The organism is Ornithinibacillus caprae (genome assembly GCF_009728145.1).
GTDB lineage: Bacteria > Bacillota > Bacilli > Bacillales > Amphibacillaceae > Ornithinibacillus > Ornithinibacillus caprae.
Genome location: NZ_WOCA01000002.1, coordinates 306,585 through 327,642 on the forward strand (window position 1 = coordinate 306,585; position 21,058 = coordinate 327,642).

The 21,058-nt window shown below is 37.1% G+C and carries 19 protein-coding genes; 9 read left to right on the forward strand and 10 right to left on the reverse strand.

What is annotated here, in order from left to right; genetic code table 11:
• Nucleotides 1-9: 9 nt before the first annotated feature.
• A complete protein-coding gene (gene gbsB, locus GMD78_RS04195; protein WP_155667422.1) occupies nucleotides 10-1,218 on the forward strand; it encodes a choline dehydrogenase in 1,209 nt (402 codons plus the stop codon).
• 111 nt (nucleotides 1,219-1,329) lie between these two features.
• Here the strand turns inward: gbsB and GMD78_RS04200 are convergent, their stop codons facing one another.
• From GMD78_RS04200 to GMD78_RS04220, 5 genes are all read right to left on the reverse strand, one after another.
• A complete protein-coding gene (locus GMD78_RS04200) occupies nucleotides 1,330-2,307 on the reverse strand; it encodes a proline dehydrogenase family protein (protein ID WP_343042127.1) in 978 nt (325 codons plus the stop codon).
• A gap of 334 nt (nucleotides 2,308-2,641) precedes the next feature.
• On the reverse strand, nucleotides 2,642-3,451 hold the full coding sequence (locus tag GMD78_RS04205; protein ID WP_155667424.1) for an energy-coupling factor ABC transporter ATP-binding protein: 810 nt from the start codon (nucleotides 3,449-3,451) through the stop codon (nucleotides 2,642-2,644).
• Nucleotides 3,448-4,290, reverse strand: a complete 843-nt coding sequence (locus GMD78_RS04210; RefSeq protein WP_155667426.1) for an energy-coupling factor ABC transporter ATP-binding protein — start codon at nucleotides 4,288-4,290, stop codon at nucleotides 3,448-3,450. Before GMD78_RS04210 ends, GMD78_RS04205 begins: the two co-directional genes overlap by 4 nt.
• Nucleotides 4,287-5,054 (reverse strand): energy-coupling factor transporter transmembrane component T family protein, encoded by a 768-nt coding sequence (locus GMD78_RS04215; RefSeq protein ID WP_155667428.1) that lies wholly within the window; start codon nucleotides 5,052-5,054, stop codon nucleotides 4,287-4,289. Before GMD78_RS04215 ends, GMD78_RS04210 begins: the two co-directional genes overlap by 4 nt.
• Nucleotides 5,055-5,065: 11 nt before the next feature.
• Nucleotides 5,066-5,671 carry an ECF transporter S component gene (locus tag GMD78_RS04220; protein ID WP_196493718.1) on the reverse strand — a complete coding sequence of 202 codons (606 nt, stop codon included), beginning with the start codon at nucleotides 5,669-5,671 and terminating at the stop codon, nucleotides 5,066-5,068.
• A gap of 712 nt (nucleotides 5,672-6,383) precedes the next feature.
• Here GMD78_RS04220 and iadA point away from each other — a divergent pair.
• A complete protein-coding gene (iadA, locus tag GMD78_RS04225; protein WP_155667432.1) occupies nucleotides 6,384-7,532 on the forward strand; it encodes a beta-aspartyl-peptidase in 1,149 nt (382 codons plus the stop codon).
• A gap of 64 nt (nucleotides 7,533-7,596) precedes the next feature.
• Here the strand turns inward: iadA and GMD78_RS04230 are convergent, their stop codons facing one another.
• The 5 genes from GMD78_RS04230 to GMD78_RS04250 form a co-directional block, all read right to left on the reverse strand.
• Entirely contained in the window at nucleotides 7,597-8,433 is an 837-nt protein-coding gene (locus GMD78_RS04230) for an N-acetylmuramoyl-L-alanine amidase (protein ID WP_155667621.1), read from the reverse strand.
• A 485-nt stretch (nucleotides 8,434-8,918) separates the two neighbouring features.
• The gene (locus GMD78_RS04235) at nucleotides 8,919-9,308 is read right to left on the reverse strand and encodes a ribonuclease HI family protein (RefSeq protein WP_155667433.1); all 390 of its coding nucleotides are present in this window, start codon (nucleotides 9,306-9,308) and stop codon (nucleotides 8,919-8,921) included.
• A 289-nt stretch (nucleotides 9,309-9,597) separates the two neighbouring features.
• A complete protein-coding gene (locus tag GMD78_RS04240; RefSeq protein ID WP_155667434.1) occupies nucleotides 9,598-11,103 on the reverse strand; it encodes a tripartite tricarboxylate transporter permease in 1,506 nt (501 codons plus the stop codon).
• Nucleotides 11,104-11,117: 14 nt separating this feature from the next.
• On the reverse strand, nucleotides 11,118-11,600 hold the full coding sequence (locus tag GMD78_RS04245) for a tripartite tricarboxylate transporter TctB family protein (RefSeq protein WP_155667435.1): 483 nt from the start codon (nucleotides 11,598-11,600) through the stop codon (nucleotides 11,118-11,120).
• Nucleotides 11,601-11,663: 63 nt separating this feature from the next.
• Nucleotides 11,664-12,629 (reverse strand): tripartite tricarboxylate transporter substrate binding protein, encoded by a 966-nt coding sequence (locus GMD78_RS04250; RefSeq protein ID WP_196493720.1) that lies wholly within the window; start codon nucleotides 12,627-12,629, stop codon nucleotides 11,664-11,666.
• 356 nt (nucleotides 12,630-12,985) lie between these two features.
• Between GMD78_RS04250 and GMD78_RS04255 the strand changes: the two genes are divergently transcribed.
• The 7 genes from GMD78_RS04255 to GMD78_RS04285 all read left to right on the forward strand — a co-directional run bounded on the left by GMD78_RS04255 (nucleotide 12,986) and on the right by GMD78_RS04285 (nucleotide 20,932).
• A complete protein-coding gene (locus GMD78_RS04255; protein WP_155667438.1) occupies nucleotides 12,986-14,245 on the forward strand; it encodes a SulP family inorganic anion transporter in 1,260 nt (419 codons plus the stop codon).
• 524 nt (nucleotides 14,246-14,769) lie between these two features.
• Nucleotides 14,770-15,219 carry an Lrp/AsnC family transcriptional regulator gene (locus GMD78_RS04260; protein WP_343042113.1) on the forward strand — a complete coding sequence of 150 codons (450 nt, stop codon included), beginning with the start codon at nucleotides 14,770-14,772 and terminating at the stop codon, nucleotides 15,217-15,219.
• Nucleotides 15,220-15,564: 345 nt separating this feature from the next.
• Nucleotides 15,565-16,506 (forward strand): nickel ABC transporter permease, encoded by a 942-nt coding sequence (gene nikB / locus GMD78_RS04265; RefSeq protein ID WP_155667440.1) that lies wholly within the window; start codon nucleotides 15,565-15,567, stop codon nucleotides 16,504-16,506.
• 24 nt (nucleotides 16,507-16,530) lie between these two features.
• A complete protein-coding gene (locus GMD78_RS04270; protein ID WP_155667442.1) occupies nucleotides 16,531-17,424 on the forward strand; it encodes an ABC transporter permease in 894 nt (297 codons plus the stop codon).
• Nucleotides 17,425-17,465: 41 nt separating this feature from the next.
• Entirely contained in the window at nucleotides 17,466-18,983 is a 1,518-nt protein-coding gene (locus GMD78_RS04275; RefSeq protein WP_155667622.1) for a glutathione ABC transporter substrate-binding protein, read from the forward strand.
• Between the two features lie 7 nt (nucleotides 18,984-18,990).
• On the forward strand, nucleotides 18,991-20,019 hold the full coding sequence (locus GMD78_RS04280; RefSeq protein WP_155667444.1) for an ABC transporter ATP-binding protein: 1,029 nt from the start codon (nucleotides 18,991-18,993) through the stop codon (nucleotides 20,017-20,019).
• Complete coding sequence (locus tag GMD78_RS04285; protein ID WP_155667446.1) at nucleotides 19,964-20,932, forward strand: ABC transporter ATP-binding protein; 969 nt, start codon at nucleotides 19,964-19,966, stop codon at nucleotides 20,930-20,932. The genes GMD78_RS04280 and GMD78_RS04285 overlap by 56 nt, the downstream gene beginning before the upstream one ends.
• Nucleotides 20,933-21,058: the final 126 nt, after the last annotated feature.

Consider the following 21,058-nt stretch of genomic DNA (forward strand, 5'->3'; position numbering starts at 1 on the left):
GAATTTTACATGAGCTTAAATATGAAAGTAGAACACATGCACAAATTTCATCAATTCGAATTACCAACTGCGATTAAACATGGCATTGGTTCAATTAAACACATTGGGGAAGAAGTGAAAAGCCTTGGTGTTACGAAGGCACTTCTTGTAACTGATCCTGGCATCTATAAAGCAGGAGTTACAGCACCAATTGAAAAGCATTTAAAAGAAGCAGGAGTAGAGGTTGTGCTATTTAATAAAGTAGAACCAAACCCACCAGTGCGCTTAATTGCAGAAGGATCTGCACTTTTTAAACAAGAAAATTGTGATGGCTTAGTAGCTGTTGGTGGAGGAAGCTCCATGGATACGGCAAAAGGTATCGGCGTAGAGGCTACCCATGAAGGATCTGTACTCGATTATGAAGCAGCTGAAGGCAAGAAGCCATTGGAAAATCGTATTCCACCACTAACTACAATCCCAACAACAGCTGGAACTGGATCTGAGGTAACGCAATGGGCAGTTATTACGGATGAGGAACGTGAATTTAAATTTAATACTGGTGGACCGTTAATTGCAGCACATCTAACAATTATTGATCCTGAAATTCATGTTTCTATGCCACCACATGTTACAGCTATGACTGGTGTAGATGCATTAGCACATGCGATCGAATGTTATACCATGCATTATGCGCAACCAGTTACTGATGCAGTAGCACTTCTTGCGATTGAGTATGTAGGGAAATATTTACGCCGTGCATATTCCGATGGTGGAGATATCGAAGCACGCTATGGTATGGCTCAAGCGGCAATGCTTGCAGGTCTTTCTTATGGTAGTGAGTCTGCTGGGGCAGCACATGCGATGTCTCAAACATTAGGTGGAATTATTCCAGTTGCTCACGGTCAATGTGTAGCAGCAATGATGGGACCAGTTATGGAGTATAACTGGAAGGGACATCCTGAAAAATTTGCACGTATCGCGCAAGCATTAGGAGTAAATACGTTCGGTATGACTACAGAAGAGGCGGCAAAAGCAGCAGTAAATGAAGTGTATCAATTAGTAGAGGACTTAGAAGTTCCGACACTAGAAGAGCAAGGTGTATCACCAGATATGATCGATCGCCTATCTAAAGAAGCAATGAAAGATCCACAAACGATAGGTAACCCAAGAGACCTAACCGAAAAAGACTACAAATGGATCTACCAACGCTGCTTTGAATTAACACCAAAAACATTATAAATTCGACAAGTGCCTGGCACCGACATAATTTGACATAATTCGAGGGGTGACAGGCACCTGTCAGTTAAAATAAAATCTCGGATGAAGTTTCATCCGAGATTTTGTTTATGTTTATTCTTTTATTCTTTTCTTTGATAATCTTCCTAATAAGAATGCCCCTACGCCAACACCGATAACTGTGTTGGTCTTTTTATTAAACACTTGCTTTGCAACAAGGTTTAAGTTTTGTGGACGTTCTGCTAAACGGCGCATGAAGTAACCATACCAGTCCGTTCCAAATGGAATGTAGGTAGTAAAGTTATAGCCTTCTTTTGCTAGTTGTTGCTGCATTTCTTTTCTAAATCCGTAAAGCATTTGGAATTCAAATTTATCATAAGGGATATTGTTGTCTTTAACAAATTGCTTTACGTGATTAATGATAGTATGGTCATGTGTTGCAATAGAAGTGAATTTTCCATGTAACAAGTGGTACTCTATTAATCTGATAAAGTTTTGATCAATGTCTTGTTTATCTTGAAAAGCAACTTGTTCAGATTCTTTATATGCACCTTTTACTAGTCTTAAACGATAGTCTTTATATTTTTGGATATCTTCCTCAGCTCTAAAGAAATAAGCTTGGATCACAGTTCCAATATTGCTATATTTATTAGAGATTTCATCGATTAAATCAAATGATGGTTGTAAGTGACTATAATTCTCCATATCCACGTTAATAAATATGTCATAACGGTCAGCAGCGGAAACAATTTCTGAAAGATTCTCTAAACAGAAATTATAATCGATATCTAAACCGATCTGCGTAGGTTTGATAGAAATATGTGCATCTACCTGATTCGTATGAATCGCTTCAATTACAGCTAGGATTTGCTCTTTAGCTGCAAGTGCTTCTTCTTTTTGATATACAAATTCGCCAAGGTTATCAATTGTACAAGAAATACCTTGTGCATTTAATTCTTTAACACTCTCAATCATTTCTTCAATATTTGTACCTGCTACAACAGACTTAGCACCAAGCTTTAACCCCCAACGCTTTGCCCCACTGTTAAGCACTTTATTTTCTGATAGATGAATGAAAAAATCTCTTGTAATACCCACTTAAATCCCTCCAACTCTGCTACTGCTAAAGAATTTTGTCTACTATATAGTATATGGTTCGTACATGCTAATGGATAACTTGATGAAAGGGTTTTAATTATTCCTCAAGATTATCCTAATTAGATTATAAAATTTTCAAAAAACAATCTAACACTACTATTATACTACATTTTGTTGAAATTTGTCATTATGATTATCTTCACTGTTGGTGTAATGTCGCTACCGATGTCGGTGCCTGTCACTCCTCGAATTGTGTCAGATTTTGTCGGTTAAAGGGGGAGTTGCTAGGGGAAATAAAAAAATCACACAATCGTGTGATTTCTAAGAGTTAAGATGTCATTTTTTCTTTCAACGCTTGAATTAGTTCTTCGTCGGTTAAATAGTTTCCGTCTAACCCTAATTCGTTTGCTATTTGAGTTATAGATGGTTGCTCCAAATGTGCTTGTTGGAGTATATTTTTTTGTTTGAAAACCTCACGACTAGGTCCGTCCGCTAAAACATTCCCTTGATTAAAAACTATCGTACGTTCAAAAACTTCTGCTGCAAAGTCCATATCATGTAGAATACAGATGATTAGCTTTCCTTGATCACGCAAATCCCAAATAATCTCTTTTAGCTTCTCTTTTCCAGCAAAATCTTGTCCCATTGTTGGTTCATCAAAGATAACAATATTCGTATTCATTGCAAGGATAGATGCAATTGAGATCATTTTTCTTTCTGATAAACTTAAATCATATGGATTTGTATCTAGTTTATCATCTAATTGGACCTTTTTTAGTGCGGATATGGCGTTATGACGGGCTTCCTGATCATCTTGGCCAATGTTTAATGGTCCAAACATAACCTCGCTGATTACATTGTTTTTAAAGATTTGATCATTGGGATTTTGAAAGACAAGCCCTATGTCTTTAGCTAAACTAGCGGCAGTGTAGTCTCTCGTATTTTTGCCTTTAAATAAAATTTCTCCTTTGGTAGGGTATAATAAACCTTTTAATAGTTTAACAAACGTTGATTTACCAGCGCCATTTTGACCGACGATAGCAGTTGTTTGCTGATCCAATTCTAGGTCGATTCCATTTAACACGCTACTTCCTGGTGTATAGGAGAAATGTAGATTGTTAACTTGTATCGTATTCATAATTTATCACCAATTTCCCGAGATATTGCTTTAATTGTGACAGGGAAAAGATCAGTCTTTGAGTCTTTAATCCCTAATGCTTTGCCAATTCGTGTTGCTGTAGGTGCGGTTATACCGTAATCGGGCAGGTCGTCACGAGAAAATACCTTTGCCGGGGTATCAAAATCGATGAGCTTGCCATGATCTATTAATGCTACCTTATCCGCATATTCCGCCAGCTTGTCTATTTTATGCTCAGCCATGATAATGGTAATGCCTTCTTTTGTAAGATTTTCGACTACTTTAAATACCTCTTCTGAACCTTGTGGATCAAGTTGGGAGGTAGGTTCATCTAATATTAGTATTTTGGGCTTCATGGCAATAACACTAGCAATTGCAACTCGTTGCATTTGTCCGCCTGAGAGATCAAACGGATGTTTATCCTTGATTGAAGTAATATCTAGTAAGTCTAGGCTTTCATCCATTCTTGTTATCATTTCATTTCTTTCGACACCCATGTTTTCTAAACCAAAGGCAATCTCTTCAAATACGGTATATTTGGAGGCAGTCATTTGGGAAAATGGATTTTCAAAAACTAATCCCACATGTGCAGCAATGTCACCGACTTCATGTTGCCTAACCTCTAATCCATTAACAAAAACCTTCCCACCGTAGCCACCATTAAAAAAGTGAGGGACTAAACCAGAAAGAGCAAAACAAAGAGTGGATTTTCCAGCAGTATTTCTGCCAATTAATCCAATAAACTCTCCTTGCTTTACCTCAAATGATATATCGTCTAAAGCGAGCTGATCCGTGTCTGGATACTTATACTTTAATCCTTCAACTTGTATGATGCTCATGATAGAATCCTCCAAGCAATAGTGACAATTAAGATTGCCCATAAAATACTCTGAATAGTTTTGGTATATTGATATTCTTTGGAGAGGTTTAAAAATGTCTTTTTCATCTTGGTATTAAAACCTCTTACCTCTAATGCGATAGCACGTTCACGTGTATTGTGTAGGGAGTTCAATACAACTGGTACGATTAATGGGAAAAACGCTTTCACTCTAACAAGAAGGTTCCCCTCGGTTTCCATTCCTCTAGAACGCTGTGCATCGGTTATTTTCCCCATCGTTGCTCGCATTTGTGGAATGAGCTGTAGTACGGATAGTAATACATATCCAATCTTTGGCGACATCCCTTTTTTAATCAAATCCTCAACTAATTCATCATGTTTTGTTGTGAGAATTAATATCCCAAAGGACATAATCATGTTCAGCACACGTAAGGTAAGTAATGCAGCAAAGGTTAACCCTTCTTTATAGAACGTTATAAAGCCTATGGAGTAAAGGACTGTTTGATTTTCTGGGTGAAAAAATCCTTGGACAATGATGATTGAAATGATTAATAGAATACTAAGTGCTAGGATTGGTAATATTTTTCGAAAAACCTTTCCAATAGCAAGAATCAATAAGCTTGTTAATGTAACGAAAAGGACAAACTCTAACTTAGGAATAATGTATGTGATGGCGATACTCACCATCACATACAAAAGCTTTGTTAGTGGAGCAACATGGTGTATGAAGGATTTTTTGTCAACGTAAAGTGTCATTGTGCTCATGGAATCATCCTCTATAGTTCTTCGATTTTGTCGCTACCACGGAAAATAGAAATGAAATTCTTTGGTAATCCTCTAAATATCAAATAACTTACAATCACAGTTGCGACTTTATCTGGAACATCTACTACGATACTATCACCAAATGAAGCTAACCATACTGGGAAGTTGTTGGAAACTAAGAAAGCATAAAATGCATCGCCCCATACATTTCCTGTTTGTCCTCCCCAGAAAATGATATTTAGTGGTGTAGATACCACTGCTGCAACAAGACCAACGACTAAACCGATTACAATTGCGGTCTTTATACTTTTCAGCCACCCTTTGTAAGCCATAACCCCAACAACTAAACCAATTGCACCACTTGTTATGGCATATACAGTTGAAATAGGGTCTACCGTAAGGCCAAAAATAACGTTATTAATAATTCCGGATAAAGCACCAATAATAGGTCCTGCTAGCATACTTGCTAAGACAGTACCAATAGAGTCCAACCATAATGGAAGCTTTAGTAGTCCAGCAAATAGTTTTCCTAAGTAGTTAATTCCGATTGCAGCTGGTATCAATGCAATAGCAGCTGTGGAAAGCTTGAGTGTCCACATACTTTTTTTACTCATCATGTTTCCCCCTAAAATATTTTTTTATTATCAATGGAAGATCTATTGCTCCCCCCTCATATATTCTAACGAAAGTAAAGACTGAAGTACAGTATAATTTGAATAAATGTCTTTACACTATGTCGGTGCCTGTCACTCCTCGAAATTTGTCGAAACAAGAATCATTATTTACAAATTATTTATCTAGTCTTAATAGACTATTAATAATTATAGATTACAATGAAGATAGAAATTAAAAATGTTGAAGGTAGGGATTAAGTTGATCAACCTTAAGCATGTAGCTAAGCTAGGAAAAGGACTCATGTATTTTCTAATTTTTCCGTTCTTGATCTTCGTCATAGTTAAAAGGATGCGAGCGAAGGAACAGTATGTAAGAATTTAACTCACAAGATATACTTATAAAACAGTTACCCCCTTTTTTTTGATAACATAAATGGACACCAATTGTTACCTTATAGGTGATAGTTGGTGTTCTTAGTTTATTTCACGAAACGAATCTAGAGGTGTGAATCTCTCACTTCAACCTTTTTAGGTAAAGTCAGAGTGATTAGTGGGGTGTCTATAAATTTCCAATTTGTTCAGGTAACTTATTGATAGTTCATTTTATGTTGCAAAATAGCATATGATTCGTACCATTCAAAGTCTTGTTTATATATTTCCCTAGACATGATACAATTTTCACAATTAATTATTAGCTAGGGGAGAGGTAGATTTCATGATTACACTTATAAAAAAAGCAGACATATACACCCCGGAATATATAGGTAGCAATGACTTGTTGCTCATAGAGGGGAAGATCGTCAAGATTGGGGAAATTACCGATGATAGCTTGCTATCGCTTGGTTTAGATGTAGAAATAGTTGAAGCGAGTGGAAAGATCGTTACCCCAGGATTTATCGATCCACACGTCCATTTAATTGGAGGTGGAGGCGAAGGTGGTTTTGCTACGAGAACCCCAGAATTACAATTAAGTGATATCGTAGCAGCGGGAATCACTACGGTAGTTGGGTTGCTTGGTACGGATGGAACAACTCGACATATGACATCGTTATTAGCTAAAGCGAGGGGACTTGAAGAAGAAGGAGTAACTACATATATCTATACTGGAAATTATCATGTGCCGACACCGACGATTACTGGTAGCGTGAAGGATGACGTGATTTTGATCGATAAAGTAATTGGTGCAGCGGAGATTGCTATTTCTGATTCGAGGTCAGGGCAGCCCACCGTTGAAGAAATTGCTAAACTCGCTGCTGAAGCACGAATTGGTGGATTGTTAAGTGGGAAGGCTGGTATAACACACTTTCATGTTGGACCGGGAAAAGATCTATTAGGACCACTGCATCGAGTTTTGGAAGATTATGAAATTCCACCTTCCAAAATCTATGCCACGCATATTAATAGAAGCAAAGAATTAGTAGATGATGCGATTGCTTTAGCGCAAAAAGGTGCATTTGTAGATATAACTGCTGGTGATGATACATGCGAATGGATAACTTATTATAAAGAAAATGGTGGAGATATGAAGCAATTAACTATTTCTTCTGATGGAAATGGTAGCTTACCGAAGTTTGATGCTGCCGGAAACTTCATCGGATTGGGTGTTGCTAGCCAGAAGACATTATTTGAACAAGTTGTTTCTTCGGTTAAAGAACATGATTTATCGTTGGAGGAAGTTTTACCATTCGTAACAAGCAATACTGCTACGGCATTACATATTGGATCCAAAGGGATCATCAAAGAAGGCGCAGATGCAGATGTAATAGTTTTAAATAAGGAAACGCTTGAGCTTACACATGTCTTTGCCAAAGGCCAGCAAATGGTAAAGGATGGGGAAGTGATCGTGAAGGGAACGTTTGAATAATGTTAGCTTAGCTTTGTCGGTGCCTGTCACTTGTCGAATTTCGACAAGTGACAGGCACCGATATTTAATCTTCCATTAAGGTGCTTTCTACTAATACGGTTGATTGTTGTTCGCTAATGATATAGGCATCTTCAATACCTGCGTTTTTCACCTCGTTTAGTCGGACTTCAGCATTTTGTCTAGTAGAAAATGCTCCAGCCTGTGCACGATACCATACCTCTCCTGAAATGGTAACCGTAGCAACAAACGAGTCGATTCCTCTGCTATTAAGAAATGCCACGCGTTCTTCGGCATTCTCTCGTGATTTGAAGGAACCTGCAATAACCTTGTAAAAGACATCTGAATCATCTGGTTTACGCTGAAGGTTGAAGGCAATAGCTAGTCCATTTACATGCCCTTGGGCAACAGTTTGTAACCAGGATGATTGCTTCATTAAATTAGAATCATGTGTATGATCGATAAATCCATTCTCCGTTAACATTGCTGGCATATTGGATTCACGTAATACATGGAAGTTATCTTTTTTCTTTCCTCGGTTATACAGTTGATTCACACGTGTAACTTCCGTATGAATAGAATCACGGTATCTAGCGGTAGGGGAAGAGTCAGATAATCCACTATAAATAAAATCCTCATAACCATATGCAGTGCCATTGAAAGCATTACAATGGATGGATAGAAAATAATCCGCTCCCCAAGTATTTGCATCATTCGTACGTTGTTGAAGGCTCACAGTCGTATCTCCGGTTCTACTCATTCGAATATTAACATTCTCATAGTTATTTAGTAAGATGGTACCTATTCGAAGTGCAATATCTAAGTTAATGTTTTTTTCTAGTAGTCCATTTCCTGTGGCACCGCTGTCTGTACCACCATGACCTGGGTCTAGGTAAAGCCTCATCATCAATCTCCTCCTTAAATTTCACGAAATTATAATGGCTTATGAAATTTCTTGGATGGGACATGGATAGCATTGTATTCCCCTGATGATGTTTACTTTTCACTTAACTTTATTGCTGCTTCTATGTTGATCCGTAAGGGTGTTTATCTATGATGAATTACATGTGAGTAAAATAAAAATTTGCTTTTTCATATTCATCAATATCTCCCTTCTCTTAAAATTTGGATCATAGATAGTATTCGACGAGAAGAAAAGAAAAACCTTTAATATTCTGAAAAATGAATCAATATACTTATCCGAATTCAACATTGAGGTACAAAGTCATGAAAGGTCTAAGGATTTTTATCTATTTGGTATTTTATAAAGCAGAGGATAGTAGTTGAATGTTTATACCAATGTAGATGAAAGTAAAATGATAAACTTACTGCTACAAAGTTTCCTTCGAGTGTAAAAGGGCTCCCTTTTTATAGGAACCCCCACACTGATTACTGCATATGAATAGCCTTTCTAGCCAACTGATCTGCATGGCCATTACTCTTTTCCGGTATCCATTTTATAAAAAAATACGGTAAGGAACTGGATTTCTCTCTTATTTTCTCAAGCAATGGTAGAAAGGTTGGATTTTTGGTATAATCTTTTTCTATCGTGTCTACAACGAGTCGAGAATCTGACCGAAAGGATAAAATTTCATTGGAAAATTGCTCCCGACAAATTTCTAATGCTTTGATTACTGCATGAAATTCTGCTTCATGATTAGAAAGTACTCCCAATGGGAATGAATACGTATATTTTTCTCCACCTGCTTTTATATAAATGCCAGCACCACTAGGACCAGGGTTACCACTGGAAGAGCCATCTGTATATACTTCAATCAAGTTTTATTACTCCTTTTTATACTTTATCCCGCATGTAACGGGCAGTAAGACCCCCACTTCAAGACTTTGAAGTGAAGAAGGATAAGTGGGGGATCAACTGCCCGTAAATGTCCGATTGGTTCAACTAACATTCAGTGGGGGATGAAGAAAACCCCCACTGAATGAAGTTTCACTTTATCTAGTATTAGATTATAGCAGTTTTTTTACAATAGATACATTAGGCAGGCTTCAAGGTATAGGTTTAAAGCAAAAAAACAAGGATAGCCTCGCTACCCTTGTAGATTTCTTCCTATTTTACTTTTGCTTTCTGTGTTTGCCAAATGGTGAAACCAACCGATAAAAAGGCTAGTATCAAGAAAGTTAAAGAGATAGGTCGGGTTAGGAAAAGTGTCCAATCGGGATTAGACATAAACGCCCTTCTCAAATTTACTTCAGCAATCGGTCCAAGAATTACCCCAATAATAATAGGAGCTAAAGCAAACTTGTATTTCGTGAAAAAATACCCAATAATCCCAATTATAAATAATAAATACAGGTCAGTTATACGGTTGTTTAGTACAAATGTACCAATAACACATAGCATTAAAATTACTGGTACTAAAATGCGGGTAGGTACCTCTGTAACTCGGACGAAAAGGCGAATTCCAAGAAACTGTGTAATTAGCATGAAAAATGAGGCTACCAAAAATGCTAGAAAGATTCCGCCAACAATATTAGGTTCGTTGGTAATTAATAATGGACCTGGATTTATACCGTGAACCATTAAAGCCGATAATAACACAGCTGTTACCGCTGATCCTGGGATACCCAAGGCAATCGTTGGAATTAGGTCACCACCCACAGTAGAGTTGTTTCCAGCTTCGGAAGCAACGACACCTTCCTCATGACCTTTACCAAATTTATTTGATTCCTTAGACCATTTTTTTGCTTGGTCATAAGCAATGATATTAGCAATACTTCCTCCTGCTCCAGGGATTGCTCCAATAATTGCACCAATCGCAGAAGAACGAATGAGATTTACAGGTTTTCGAATTACAGTCATAAATGTTTGTTTTGGTTTCAATACAAACGTAATTCCTTTGATTTTTTCTTCCTGCTTTTGTTTAAGATCTTTCTCTAGCTCCGAGCGTTCGACGGAGTTAAGTAGTCTAGAAATCGCGAACATTCCAATTAGTACAACAAGAAAAGGAATACCTGCTCGAAGTGTTTTAATGTCAAAGGAGAAACGGGAAATTCCTGCAATTGGATCTGCCCCAACTGTAGCTATCAATAACCCAAACAGTCCTGCAATTAAGCCTTTCAGTATGGATTCACCAGTCACACTGGCGATAATCGTTAAAGCTGCTACTATTAAAGAAAACATTTCCCAAGGGCCGAATTTGAGAGCAAGATTAGCGATTTGTGGTGCTATCGAAACGAGCAGAAAAAAGCTGATGATTGAGCTTAGAAACGAAGCCCAAATTCCAATCGATAATGCCTTTCCAGGTTGTCCTTTTCGTGCCATCGGATAGGCATCGAAAGTGGTTGCAACAGCAGATGGGGTGCCTGGAATTCCAAGTAGTGCAGCTGTTATAAGTCCACCAGACATACCTCCTACGAGAACTCCAATCATGGCAGCTACACCAGTAACTGGCTCCATTCCAAACGTTAACGGTAATGTTAAGACAATGGCCATAGTGACAGTGAAACCAGGAATTAATCCAGCTAGGATTCCTGCTATTACTCCTAAAAATATGACTATCAGTATATGTACTTGGAAAATTTCACTTATCCCAAGCCAAAATAAATCTAACATTCTAACACCTCCTGTTAAAAGAGTATTCCATCTGGAAATCTGACGTATAGTACGTTTTCAAAAAAATAATACATTCCTAACGTGACTATTAATGAAATTAAACTAATTAACATGATATTTTTTTTCTTTCTTGGTCCAATGATTAGTCCAGTTATTATAATAAAAGCTATACTAGAAACCATGAATCCTATCACATTCATTAGAAGGATATAAAGACCAAGGGTTAGCAAGATCAAGACAACAAATTTGTATTCGTTCCATTGTGTTAGTAAATACTTTTTCATTCCGCCTTCAAAGCCTAATGATTTTTCCCTTACTAGTTCAATAGTTTTTTTAATTAACAAAATCGTTGCAAATAAAGCTAGTAAAGAGGCAATCAATTTTGGATAGGAGCCAGGATCTAAATGGGTTTCATTAAGCTGTTGAAAATTTCCCGAATTAAAATATATAATGGCACTTAAAAGAATTAATAGAATTCCAATTACAATTTCACCCATAATATCTCTCCCGCAATATCAGTTATAATGAAGTAGAGGGACGATTTCTCGCCCCTTTTGTTTTTATTCTATATCAGCAGTGATTTCTTCAATCACTTTGTTTTGGTTCTCTAAGTAATCAGCATAGTCCTCATGGTTCATGAAGTTTACACTTGCACCAAGATTCTCAACATCTTCAATAAAGTCGTCACTACTAGCAACTTCTTCAAACTTTTCACTTAAAATTTGGATGATTTCAGGGTCAGTACCGCCTGGAGCTACATATCCACGGTTTATTCCCATTAAAATGTCATAACCTGATTCTTTAAATGTAGGTACATCAGATAACTTGTCTTCTCTTTCCTCTGTACCGATAGCAATAAATTTCATATGTCCTGCTTCAACAAATTCGATTGCAGATGGATAATCAACAATAACAGCATCCACATGTGCTCCAGCAAGTGCTTGAATTGCTTCTCCAAGTCCTTCATAACCAACTAAGTTATACTTGATGCCCAATTCCGTACCAATTTGTTCAACCCAGACGCGTGGGATACCACTTACAGTTCCGCCAAAATTTATTTGGTTATCCTTTCCATATTCCACAAATTCTTCTAACGAATCGACATTCATTTCACTTGAAACAGCAAGGATCTGGTTGGAAGCCGTCATAGAAGCAATCGGTTCGAAGTCATCATAATTTACTTCGGTAACTCCAGTGTGATGTGCTACGAGATGGCCATCATGAATTTGTCCAATATGATAGCCGTTTGGATCTTTTTCTAGTAATTCTTCTGCTCCAATTGTTCCCCCCACACCAGGAATGTTAACGACAACCATTGATTGATTCAAGGCTTCTTCCACATGTTCAACAACCACACGACCTTCGATATCACTGCCACCACCTGGATCCCAGGGTATTACCATTTCAATTTCACGGTTTGGATAATTTTCTGTTGAATTCGCTTCATTTCCACAAGATGCTAGAATCATTGAGCCAGAAATGAGGATAAGAAATACAACAAGAGTGTGTACCTTTCCTTTAGCCATACGATTCATCTCCTTTTTTATGGATTGTTTCCTATCCTAATGACCTGCTTTGAAATTCAAAATGTAAGTAATTACAAATCATCTGAATATTTTATGTTATTATAATTTATTCAATACTTACAGTCAATATGTAATTTTGAGAAAATTGGTTTCTTTTTGAATGTATTTCTGTGTAGTTGTTGAATAAGGGGAACAACTTTTATCGTTTCCATAACAATTATGGGGATGTTTAATGTGGGGATGGTAACATACATTAGATGTCCTTGTCTTAAAATGATATATCGTATGTAATAATAATTTCAATTTACTAATATAGTACAAGTATACTTCGAGTGAACTAGGGAGGAATTGTCTTTATGATAGATAAACTGTTCCCAGGGCTAAGACATTTAACATCTTATAACTCATCAAAACTATCCAGTGATATTACAGCTGGGGTAATTGTTACATTTTTGTTGATACCACAAAGTATGGCGTATGCAATAATTGCTGGTGTTCCACTGACGATGGGAATACTTGCTGGCACATTCCCTTTGATCATCTATACGTTATTTGGTAGCTCTAGATATTTATCTATAGGACCAGTTTCTATTGTATCCTTACTAGCTTTTACAGGAATATCAAGTATCACGGATCCCGGATCTAATAGATTTCTAGAATTAATTATTTTACTTTCCTTGTTAGTTGGAATGGTACAACTACTTTTGGGGCTATTAAAATTTGGCTCTTTTTTAAACTATATATCACCAGCTGTCATTGGTGGATTTACCTCCGCTTTAGCAATCATCATCATACTGAACCAAATGAGTTCAATCATAGGTGTGGCGTTGCCGAAATATAATAATTTCATAACATATTTTTGGGGGATTTTTGAACGGATATCAAATGTAAATATAGTAACGATCACAATTGGACTAGCCAGCTTACTTTTTTTAGTAGTGCTAAAAAATATACTACATATGTTGTCGGGACCATTTTTACTAATCTTTATATCGATTATAGTGGTAGATTATTTTGACCTGAATAACAAGGGAGTAGAGGTTGTAGGGGGAATACCTAGAAAGCTTCCTGATGTTTCTCTTACTATTCCAACATTAGATATATTATTATCTTTAATACCAATAGCGTTAGTCATTGGATTTATATCATTTTTTGAATCTTTTTCAGTGGCAAAAACGTTGGCAGATAAAGAAGGTGAAAAAGTAAACCCTAATCAGGAGTTAATTGGGTTAAGCTTTGCCAATATTACTAGCTCATTTGTAGGTTCCATTCCAGTTGCCGGGGCCATTTCACGTACAGCTGTAAATTATGAATCAGGTGCTAAAACCAACGTGTCCATGCTTGTAACAGCACTATTAATGTTGCTAGCTGTTTTATTTATGACACCATTGTTTTATTACCTACCTAAAGCGACTCTTTCAGCAATTATTATTTTTGCTGTGATGAAGTTAATTAATGCAAAGCAACTTGTGTATTATCTAAAGCGCAAACCAATCGAGGCTTTCATCTTTTTAGTGACTTTTATTTCTACATTAATATTGGATGTTTTTATAGGGCTAGTTATTGGAGTTGTGGCTTCATTAGGTATCTGTCGCTTGACGAAAGTAGATAAGTAACAGGTAACTGACTACCTAAAAAGAAATCTCTGAATAAGAGTGATCCAGCTACGACAAATACGGTTGGATCGTTCAAAAAGTAGATAGCTAATACCGGCAATTGCTAAGATTGGTAGTAATCGAATTCCTAGAGCGGATTAATTTGAAGAAGTTCTATCTAGTAGGATCGCGATTACGGAATGAACGGATAGCTTAGAATACATATTACCTGGTTCTATTGCTTTAAACAAAAATTATATAGCATTTTCTAAGCTTCCAATGCAACTATACCCTGAATTTATAAAACATTCGCCATCTATTTTTGAATTAATGTTATACTATGAGAACATATCATGTTTAAAAAATATTTACATGCAAAAAAAACGTTGTATAGTTTTTGATTTCTTTTTGAAACTAATATAGCGTATAATCTTACATAATGTTAGCGCGTTATTTTTCGCAAAACTTACATAATTTGTTTAAATCCCTAAATCTATAATATATAATAAATAATAGAGGTTAATTCAATTAGAGGAGTTTTATAAGTGAGACTAGATGATATTGATAAAAAGCTTATTGAGATTCTTGCAGATGATGGAAGAATTTCCTATGTAAATTTAGCAGAGCAGGTAGGGCTTTCAAGGGTAGCTGTAAAAGATAGAATCCATAACTTGATGGAGAAGGGGATTATCGAAAAATTTACCGTTGTTGTTAACTCCGAAAAAGCCGGAAAGCAAATTTCTGCTTTTTTTGAGGTTGAGGTAGAGCCAATGCAATTACAGAAAGTTGCACAAAATCTAGCAGATAACCCGAATGTTGCTAGTATTTATCAAATGACAGGGCCGAGTACGCTTCACATGCATGTTCTTGTAGAAGATATGAAGATGCTAGAAACGTTCATAAATGATGAACTTTATTCGGTAGAAGGCATCAATCGAATTGAAAGTTCCGTTATTTTGAAACGATTTAAAAGTCGGAACGGGTACAAATTATAATTTGTATGTTAAAAATATAAAAGATCCAGACACAGATACGTGTTTGGATCTTTTTTAGTATAAACTTTTCTATCCTACACAAGTGCAACAAAAATATTTTAAAAAAGCTAAATTTTCTAATACCTAGGTATAAATAAATATGAGTAAAGTCCTATATTCATGCGTGTTTTCGTAAATTACAAAATGGTGTCCGTAATAGGTTTTTATCGGAATAAATGAAAGTGTTTCCGATATTTTAATTAATTTTTGTTGCATAATTATATTGACAAGTGCATATTATTTGGAGTATAGTCAATTTTAAATAAAAAGAAAATTGTATAAAATACTGAATAAAGGAGGGGTGACATGATTAGTTTTATCATAAGAAGAATGGGCCAGTTAGTACTACTGTTGCTAGGTATTTCGTTTATTGTGTTTATGAGTATGCACATTGCTCCAGGTGACCCAGCAACGATTATTGGTGGACCTACCGCAAAGGAATCTGATCTAGAAGCAATTAGGGAGGATTTGGGTCTAAATAAACCTGTCTTCGTTCAGTATGTTGATTATCTCAAGGGGATATTACAAGGAGACTTTGGCTACTCCTATCAAAATAGTCAACCGGTCGGAGAAGCTATTGCCACCCGCTTACCAAATACCATTAAATTAGCTGTTTCAAGCATGATTGTAGCCATCATAATTGGATTAATAGCAGGCATGATTTCAGCGATGAAACAGAATTCCTGGTTAGACGTAACCAGTACAACCTTCGCATTAGTAGGGGTATCGATTCCGAATTTTTGGTTAGGTGCAATGTTGATTTTAGTGTTTGCGGTGAATTTACAATGGCTCCCGGTGAGTGGATTAAGTGAACCGTTCTATACGATGGATGGAATGAAGCAATTAGTCCTACCATCTATTACATTAGGGACTGCTTCAGCAGCTATCATTGCAAGAATGTCCCGTTCATCCATGCTGGAGGTCGTTAAGTCAGACTACATACGAACTGCAAAAGCTAAAGGTGTTAAGCATAAAACAGTTATTTGGGTACACGCTTTACGAAATGCCTTGATTCCAGTAATTACAGTTGTAGGGATTAATTTTGGTGCCTTGCTTGGTGGAACCATTATTACGGAGCAGGTGTTTGCTATCAATGGAATTGGTAGATTAATGATTGATGCTATTGCAGCTAGAGATTTTCCAATGGTACAAGCAACGGTTTTATTAGTTGCAAGTATTTTTGTCATTATAAATCTAATTGTCGATATCATTTATGTGAAAGTCGACCCAAGAATTAGTTATGAATAATCATGGGGAGGAGGGAATCGTACGATGTCGACAGATTTAGCGATAGAAACTAATTCATCGAATAGCGAGAAGAAAAAAGATGGGTTTATTGTTGAAACAGTAAAAAAGCTTGTACAGAATAAATTAGCCGTAATTGGATTAGTAATTATTTTTATCCAAGTTGTTCTTGCTATATCTGCTCCTTTTATCGTTAGCTATGGTCCATATGAGCAGGATCCAACTGCAACGTATTTAGGAGTTGGATCAGAAGGTCATTTTCTAGGAACAGATAACTATGGGAGAGATATGTGGTCTCGCATTGTATATGGTTCAAGGATTTCCCTTATTGTTGGGGTATCAACCGTTGCAATTGGTTTACTTGGAGGTATAACTTTAGGGTTGTTAGCCGGTTACTTTAAAAAATTAGATGCAATTATTATGAGAATAGTAGATTTGTTATTTGCGTTCCCTGGAATTTTGCTAGCAATGCTTATTATTGCAATGCTTGGGACAAGCCTAGTAAACGTGGTTATTGCTATTAGTATTTGGTCTATTCCAGGATGTGCTCGTATTGTACGTGGTAGTGTTTTATCTGTTAAAAAGCAGGAATATGTGATGGCATTGCGATCGGTAGGTGCAGGCAATACCCGTATACTGTTAAAGCATATTTTGCCAAATTGTACGGCACCTATCATTGTGTTTGCTACTACTCGTATGGCAACAGCAATTTTATCAACAGCTTCGTTAAGCTATTTAGGGTTAGGCGCACAGCCACCAACACCTGAGTGGGGAGCTATGATTGCAGCAGGTCAAAATTTCATGTGGGATGCACCTCATATGGCGGTTATTCCTGGAGTCGCAATTATGCTTACTGTATTTGCGTTTAACGTTGTGGGGGACGGATTGCGTGATGCGCTTGATCCAAATATGAATGTGTAATGCTTAATTAAAGAGGAGGAATTAAATTGAAAAAATTATGGATGACAACAGCTGTTTTACTATTAATCTCTCTATTAGTAGCTTGTGGGGATAGTGAAAGCTCAAGTGGAACGGAAGGTGAGGATGTACCCAAGGAACTAACCTATGCTTCCACTTCAGATGCCAAAGGTTTATCACCAATTGATACAAATGATTCCGTTTCAAGCAATGTAATCGTACAAGTCTATGAAACTTTATTTTCACTAAATCCAGAAACGATGGAACCTGAACCATTACTAGCAGAATCCTATGAAACTCCTGATGAAAATACATGGGTAATTACATTGAAAGAAGGAATTTCTTTTCATGATGGTACACCATTTAATGCAGAGGCAGTGAAATATACCTTTGAACAGATGAAGGATCCTGATCGTGCAGCACCTCGTGCATCACTATTAGAACCAATTGATACGATTGAAGTGGAGGATGAATATACGGTTGTTTTAACTACGAAAGAACCATATGGACCGATGTTGGCAGCATTAAGTCACTCCAATGCATCCATTGTAAGTCCAACTGCAGACCAAGAAGGTGATATTAATAGAGAACCAGTAGGAACTGGCCCATTCGTTTTTGAAAATTGGGAAGAAGGAGACCAAGTAGTTTTAACTAAAAACGAAGACTACTGGAGAGATCCAGCCCAATTAGATAAAGTAACATTCAAAGTTGTGCCAGAATATTCTACGGCAATTTCTATGTTAGAAACGGGAGATGTTCAATTCTTAGATGCAATTCCATCTGATCATATTTCACGTGTAGAATCACTAAGTAATGTAGAAGTAGATAAACAAGAAGGTACACGTGTATCTTATTTAACATTTAATGTAGAAAAAGAGCCTTTTAATGAACTAGAATTCAGACAAGCTGTTGCATATGCGGTTGATCAAGAGTCGTATGTGAACCAATTAAATGGATTAGGTTCTTATAATGAAAGCATCATTGGTCCAAAAGTATTTGGTTATGAGGAAGAGGCTACTGAATATGGTTATGACTATGATCCAGACAAAGCTACGGAAATCATTGAAGCAAATGGATATAGTGATGAAAGTATTACGATGCTAGTAGCAAATCGCGATAATTATATGAAAATGGCAGAGATTGTACAGTCTCAGCTGTCCAATGTAGGATTGGACGTTGAAATTGAAACAATGGAATGGGGTGCATTCCTAGATACGGCAAGAGCTGGTGACTATGAAATGACATTCTTAGGATGGGCAAATAGTACAGCTGATGGTAGTGAGTTATTATATCCAAATCTACATTCCGATAATATTGGTGGATCCAACTACACTCGTTATAATAATGACGAATTTAATCAACTTGTAGAAGAATCACGGATTACAGTAGATCAAAACGTACGTAAAGAAAAACTTCAAGAAGCTAATATTTTAGCAATCCAGGATGTTCCGTGGGTCGTAATGGAGCATGGTGTAGTAACGGCAGCGTATGATGAGTCCGTATCTGGTCTGTCTGTTGATCCAACAGGTCAATGGTCATTATATCCTGTAACAAGAGAGTAGGGGGAATATGGGGAATTTACTTGAAGTTAACGATTTAACAATTAAATTTCGAACAGCTAAAGCAACATCTACAGCTGTTCGGAACGTTTCTTTTTCGCTTGAAGCTGGTGAAACCCTATGTATTGTTGGAGAGTCTGGTTCAGGAAAAAGTATTACTTCATTATCCTTAATGGGCCTTCTTCCCGAAAACGGGGAAGTGTCAAATGGATCCATCCGTTTGAACGGGGAGGAGCTAGTTGGGAAAACGGAAGAGGAATTACGAAAAATCAGAGGAAATGAGATCTCGATGATTTTCCAGGAACCAATGACTGCACTTAATCCGGTATTTACAGTTGGCTATCAAATTCAAGAACCATTGCGAATTCATAAAAGGATGTCCAAGCAAGAGGCGACCGTCAAAAGTGTTGAGTTACTTAAGCAGGTTGGGATACCAAATCCTAAAGAAAAAATACATCAATATCCACATGAGTTAAGTGGAGGAATGCGCCAACGGGTTATGATTGCGATGGCATTAGCGTGTGAACCTTCTCTATTGATTGCCGATGAACCAACAACAGCATTGGATGTAACGATTCAAGCGCAAATATTGGATATCATGGATGATTTAAAAGAAGAATTTGGCATGGGCGTTGTGTTTGTAACCCATGATATGGGAGTCGTTGCTGAAATTGCTGACCGTGTAATGGTTATGTATGCTGGTGACGTAATAGAAGTAAATGATGTACAAACGTTATTTGAAGACCCAAAGCACCCTTATACGAAAGGATTATTGGGGGCAGTGCCAAATGTAGATGATGAAACACAGGAAATGAAAGTTATTCCTGGCTCTATGCCGAGTATGGAAGATGATATTCCTGGATGTCGTTTTCATCCCCGGTGTCCAATGGCAATGGATATTTGTAAAGAGAAAAAACCAGCGTTAATTGACGTTGGTAAAGAAAATGCTGCTGTAAGATGCTGGCTTCAGGAGGTGGACACCAATGCCGACACAACCATTGCTGCAAGTGGAGGATTTGAAAACGTACTATCCGATTAAGGGTGGCGTATTAAAGCGAACAAAGTCACATGTTAAAGCAGTTAATGAGGTTAGCCTAGAGATTTATGAAGGCGAAACACTTGGAGTTGTAGGAGAATCCGGCTGTGGAAAATCAACGTTAGGGCGAACAATCCTAGGGCTGGAATCCAAATCGGGTGGCTCGATTCAGTTTAAAGGAAATGATATTGGCTCATTAACAGAGAGACAATTGAAGAAATACAAAAAGGATATGCAAATGATTTTTCAAGATCCATTTGCTTCACTTAACCCAAGGCAAAAAATTGGAAAAGCATTGGAAGAGGTATTTGTAATCCATACAACGATGTCTAAGAAGGAACGGAAACAACGTGTACTAGAACTGTTATCTGAGGTTGGATTAAATAAAGAGCATTATGATCGTTATCCACATGAATTTAGTGGGGGACAACGGCAGCGGATTGGTATTGCACGAGCGATGGCGCTGAACCCTTCATTAGTGGTGTGTGATGAGGCGGTTTCTGCTTTAGATGTCTCGGTACAAGCGCAGATTATTAAACTATTAAAAGAGCTCCAAGCGAAGCACCAGTTAACCTACGTTTTTATCTCGCATGATTTAGGGGTTGTACGTCATATTAGTGATCGTGTTTTAGTGATGTATCTTGGAACTACAGTAGAGTTAGGTACGACAGAGCAGATTTTTAAAAATCCGCAACATCCATACACAAAGGCATTACTATCATCGATCCCGCGTCCAATTCCAGGAAGAAAAAGAGAGAGAATCAAACTAGAAGGAGACTTGCCAAGTGCATCCAATTATCCTACTGGATGTCCTTTTCATACAAGATGTCCAGTAGCAACAGAAGCATGTAGGGAAGCAAAACCAGAGTGGCGAGAAGTAGAAGAAGGCCATTATGTAGCCTGTCATTTGGTTTAATAGAGTAGGTGCCTGTCACTTGTCGAATTTCGACAAGTGACAGGCACCTTCCTTTTTTTAGTAAAATTACATAGAAATCCTTTACAATTAAAAAAAAATGTTTTACAATTTAATCAACTGGTTATA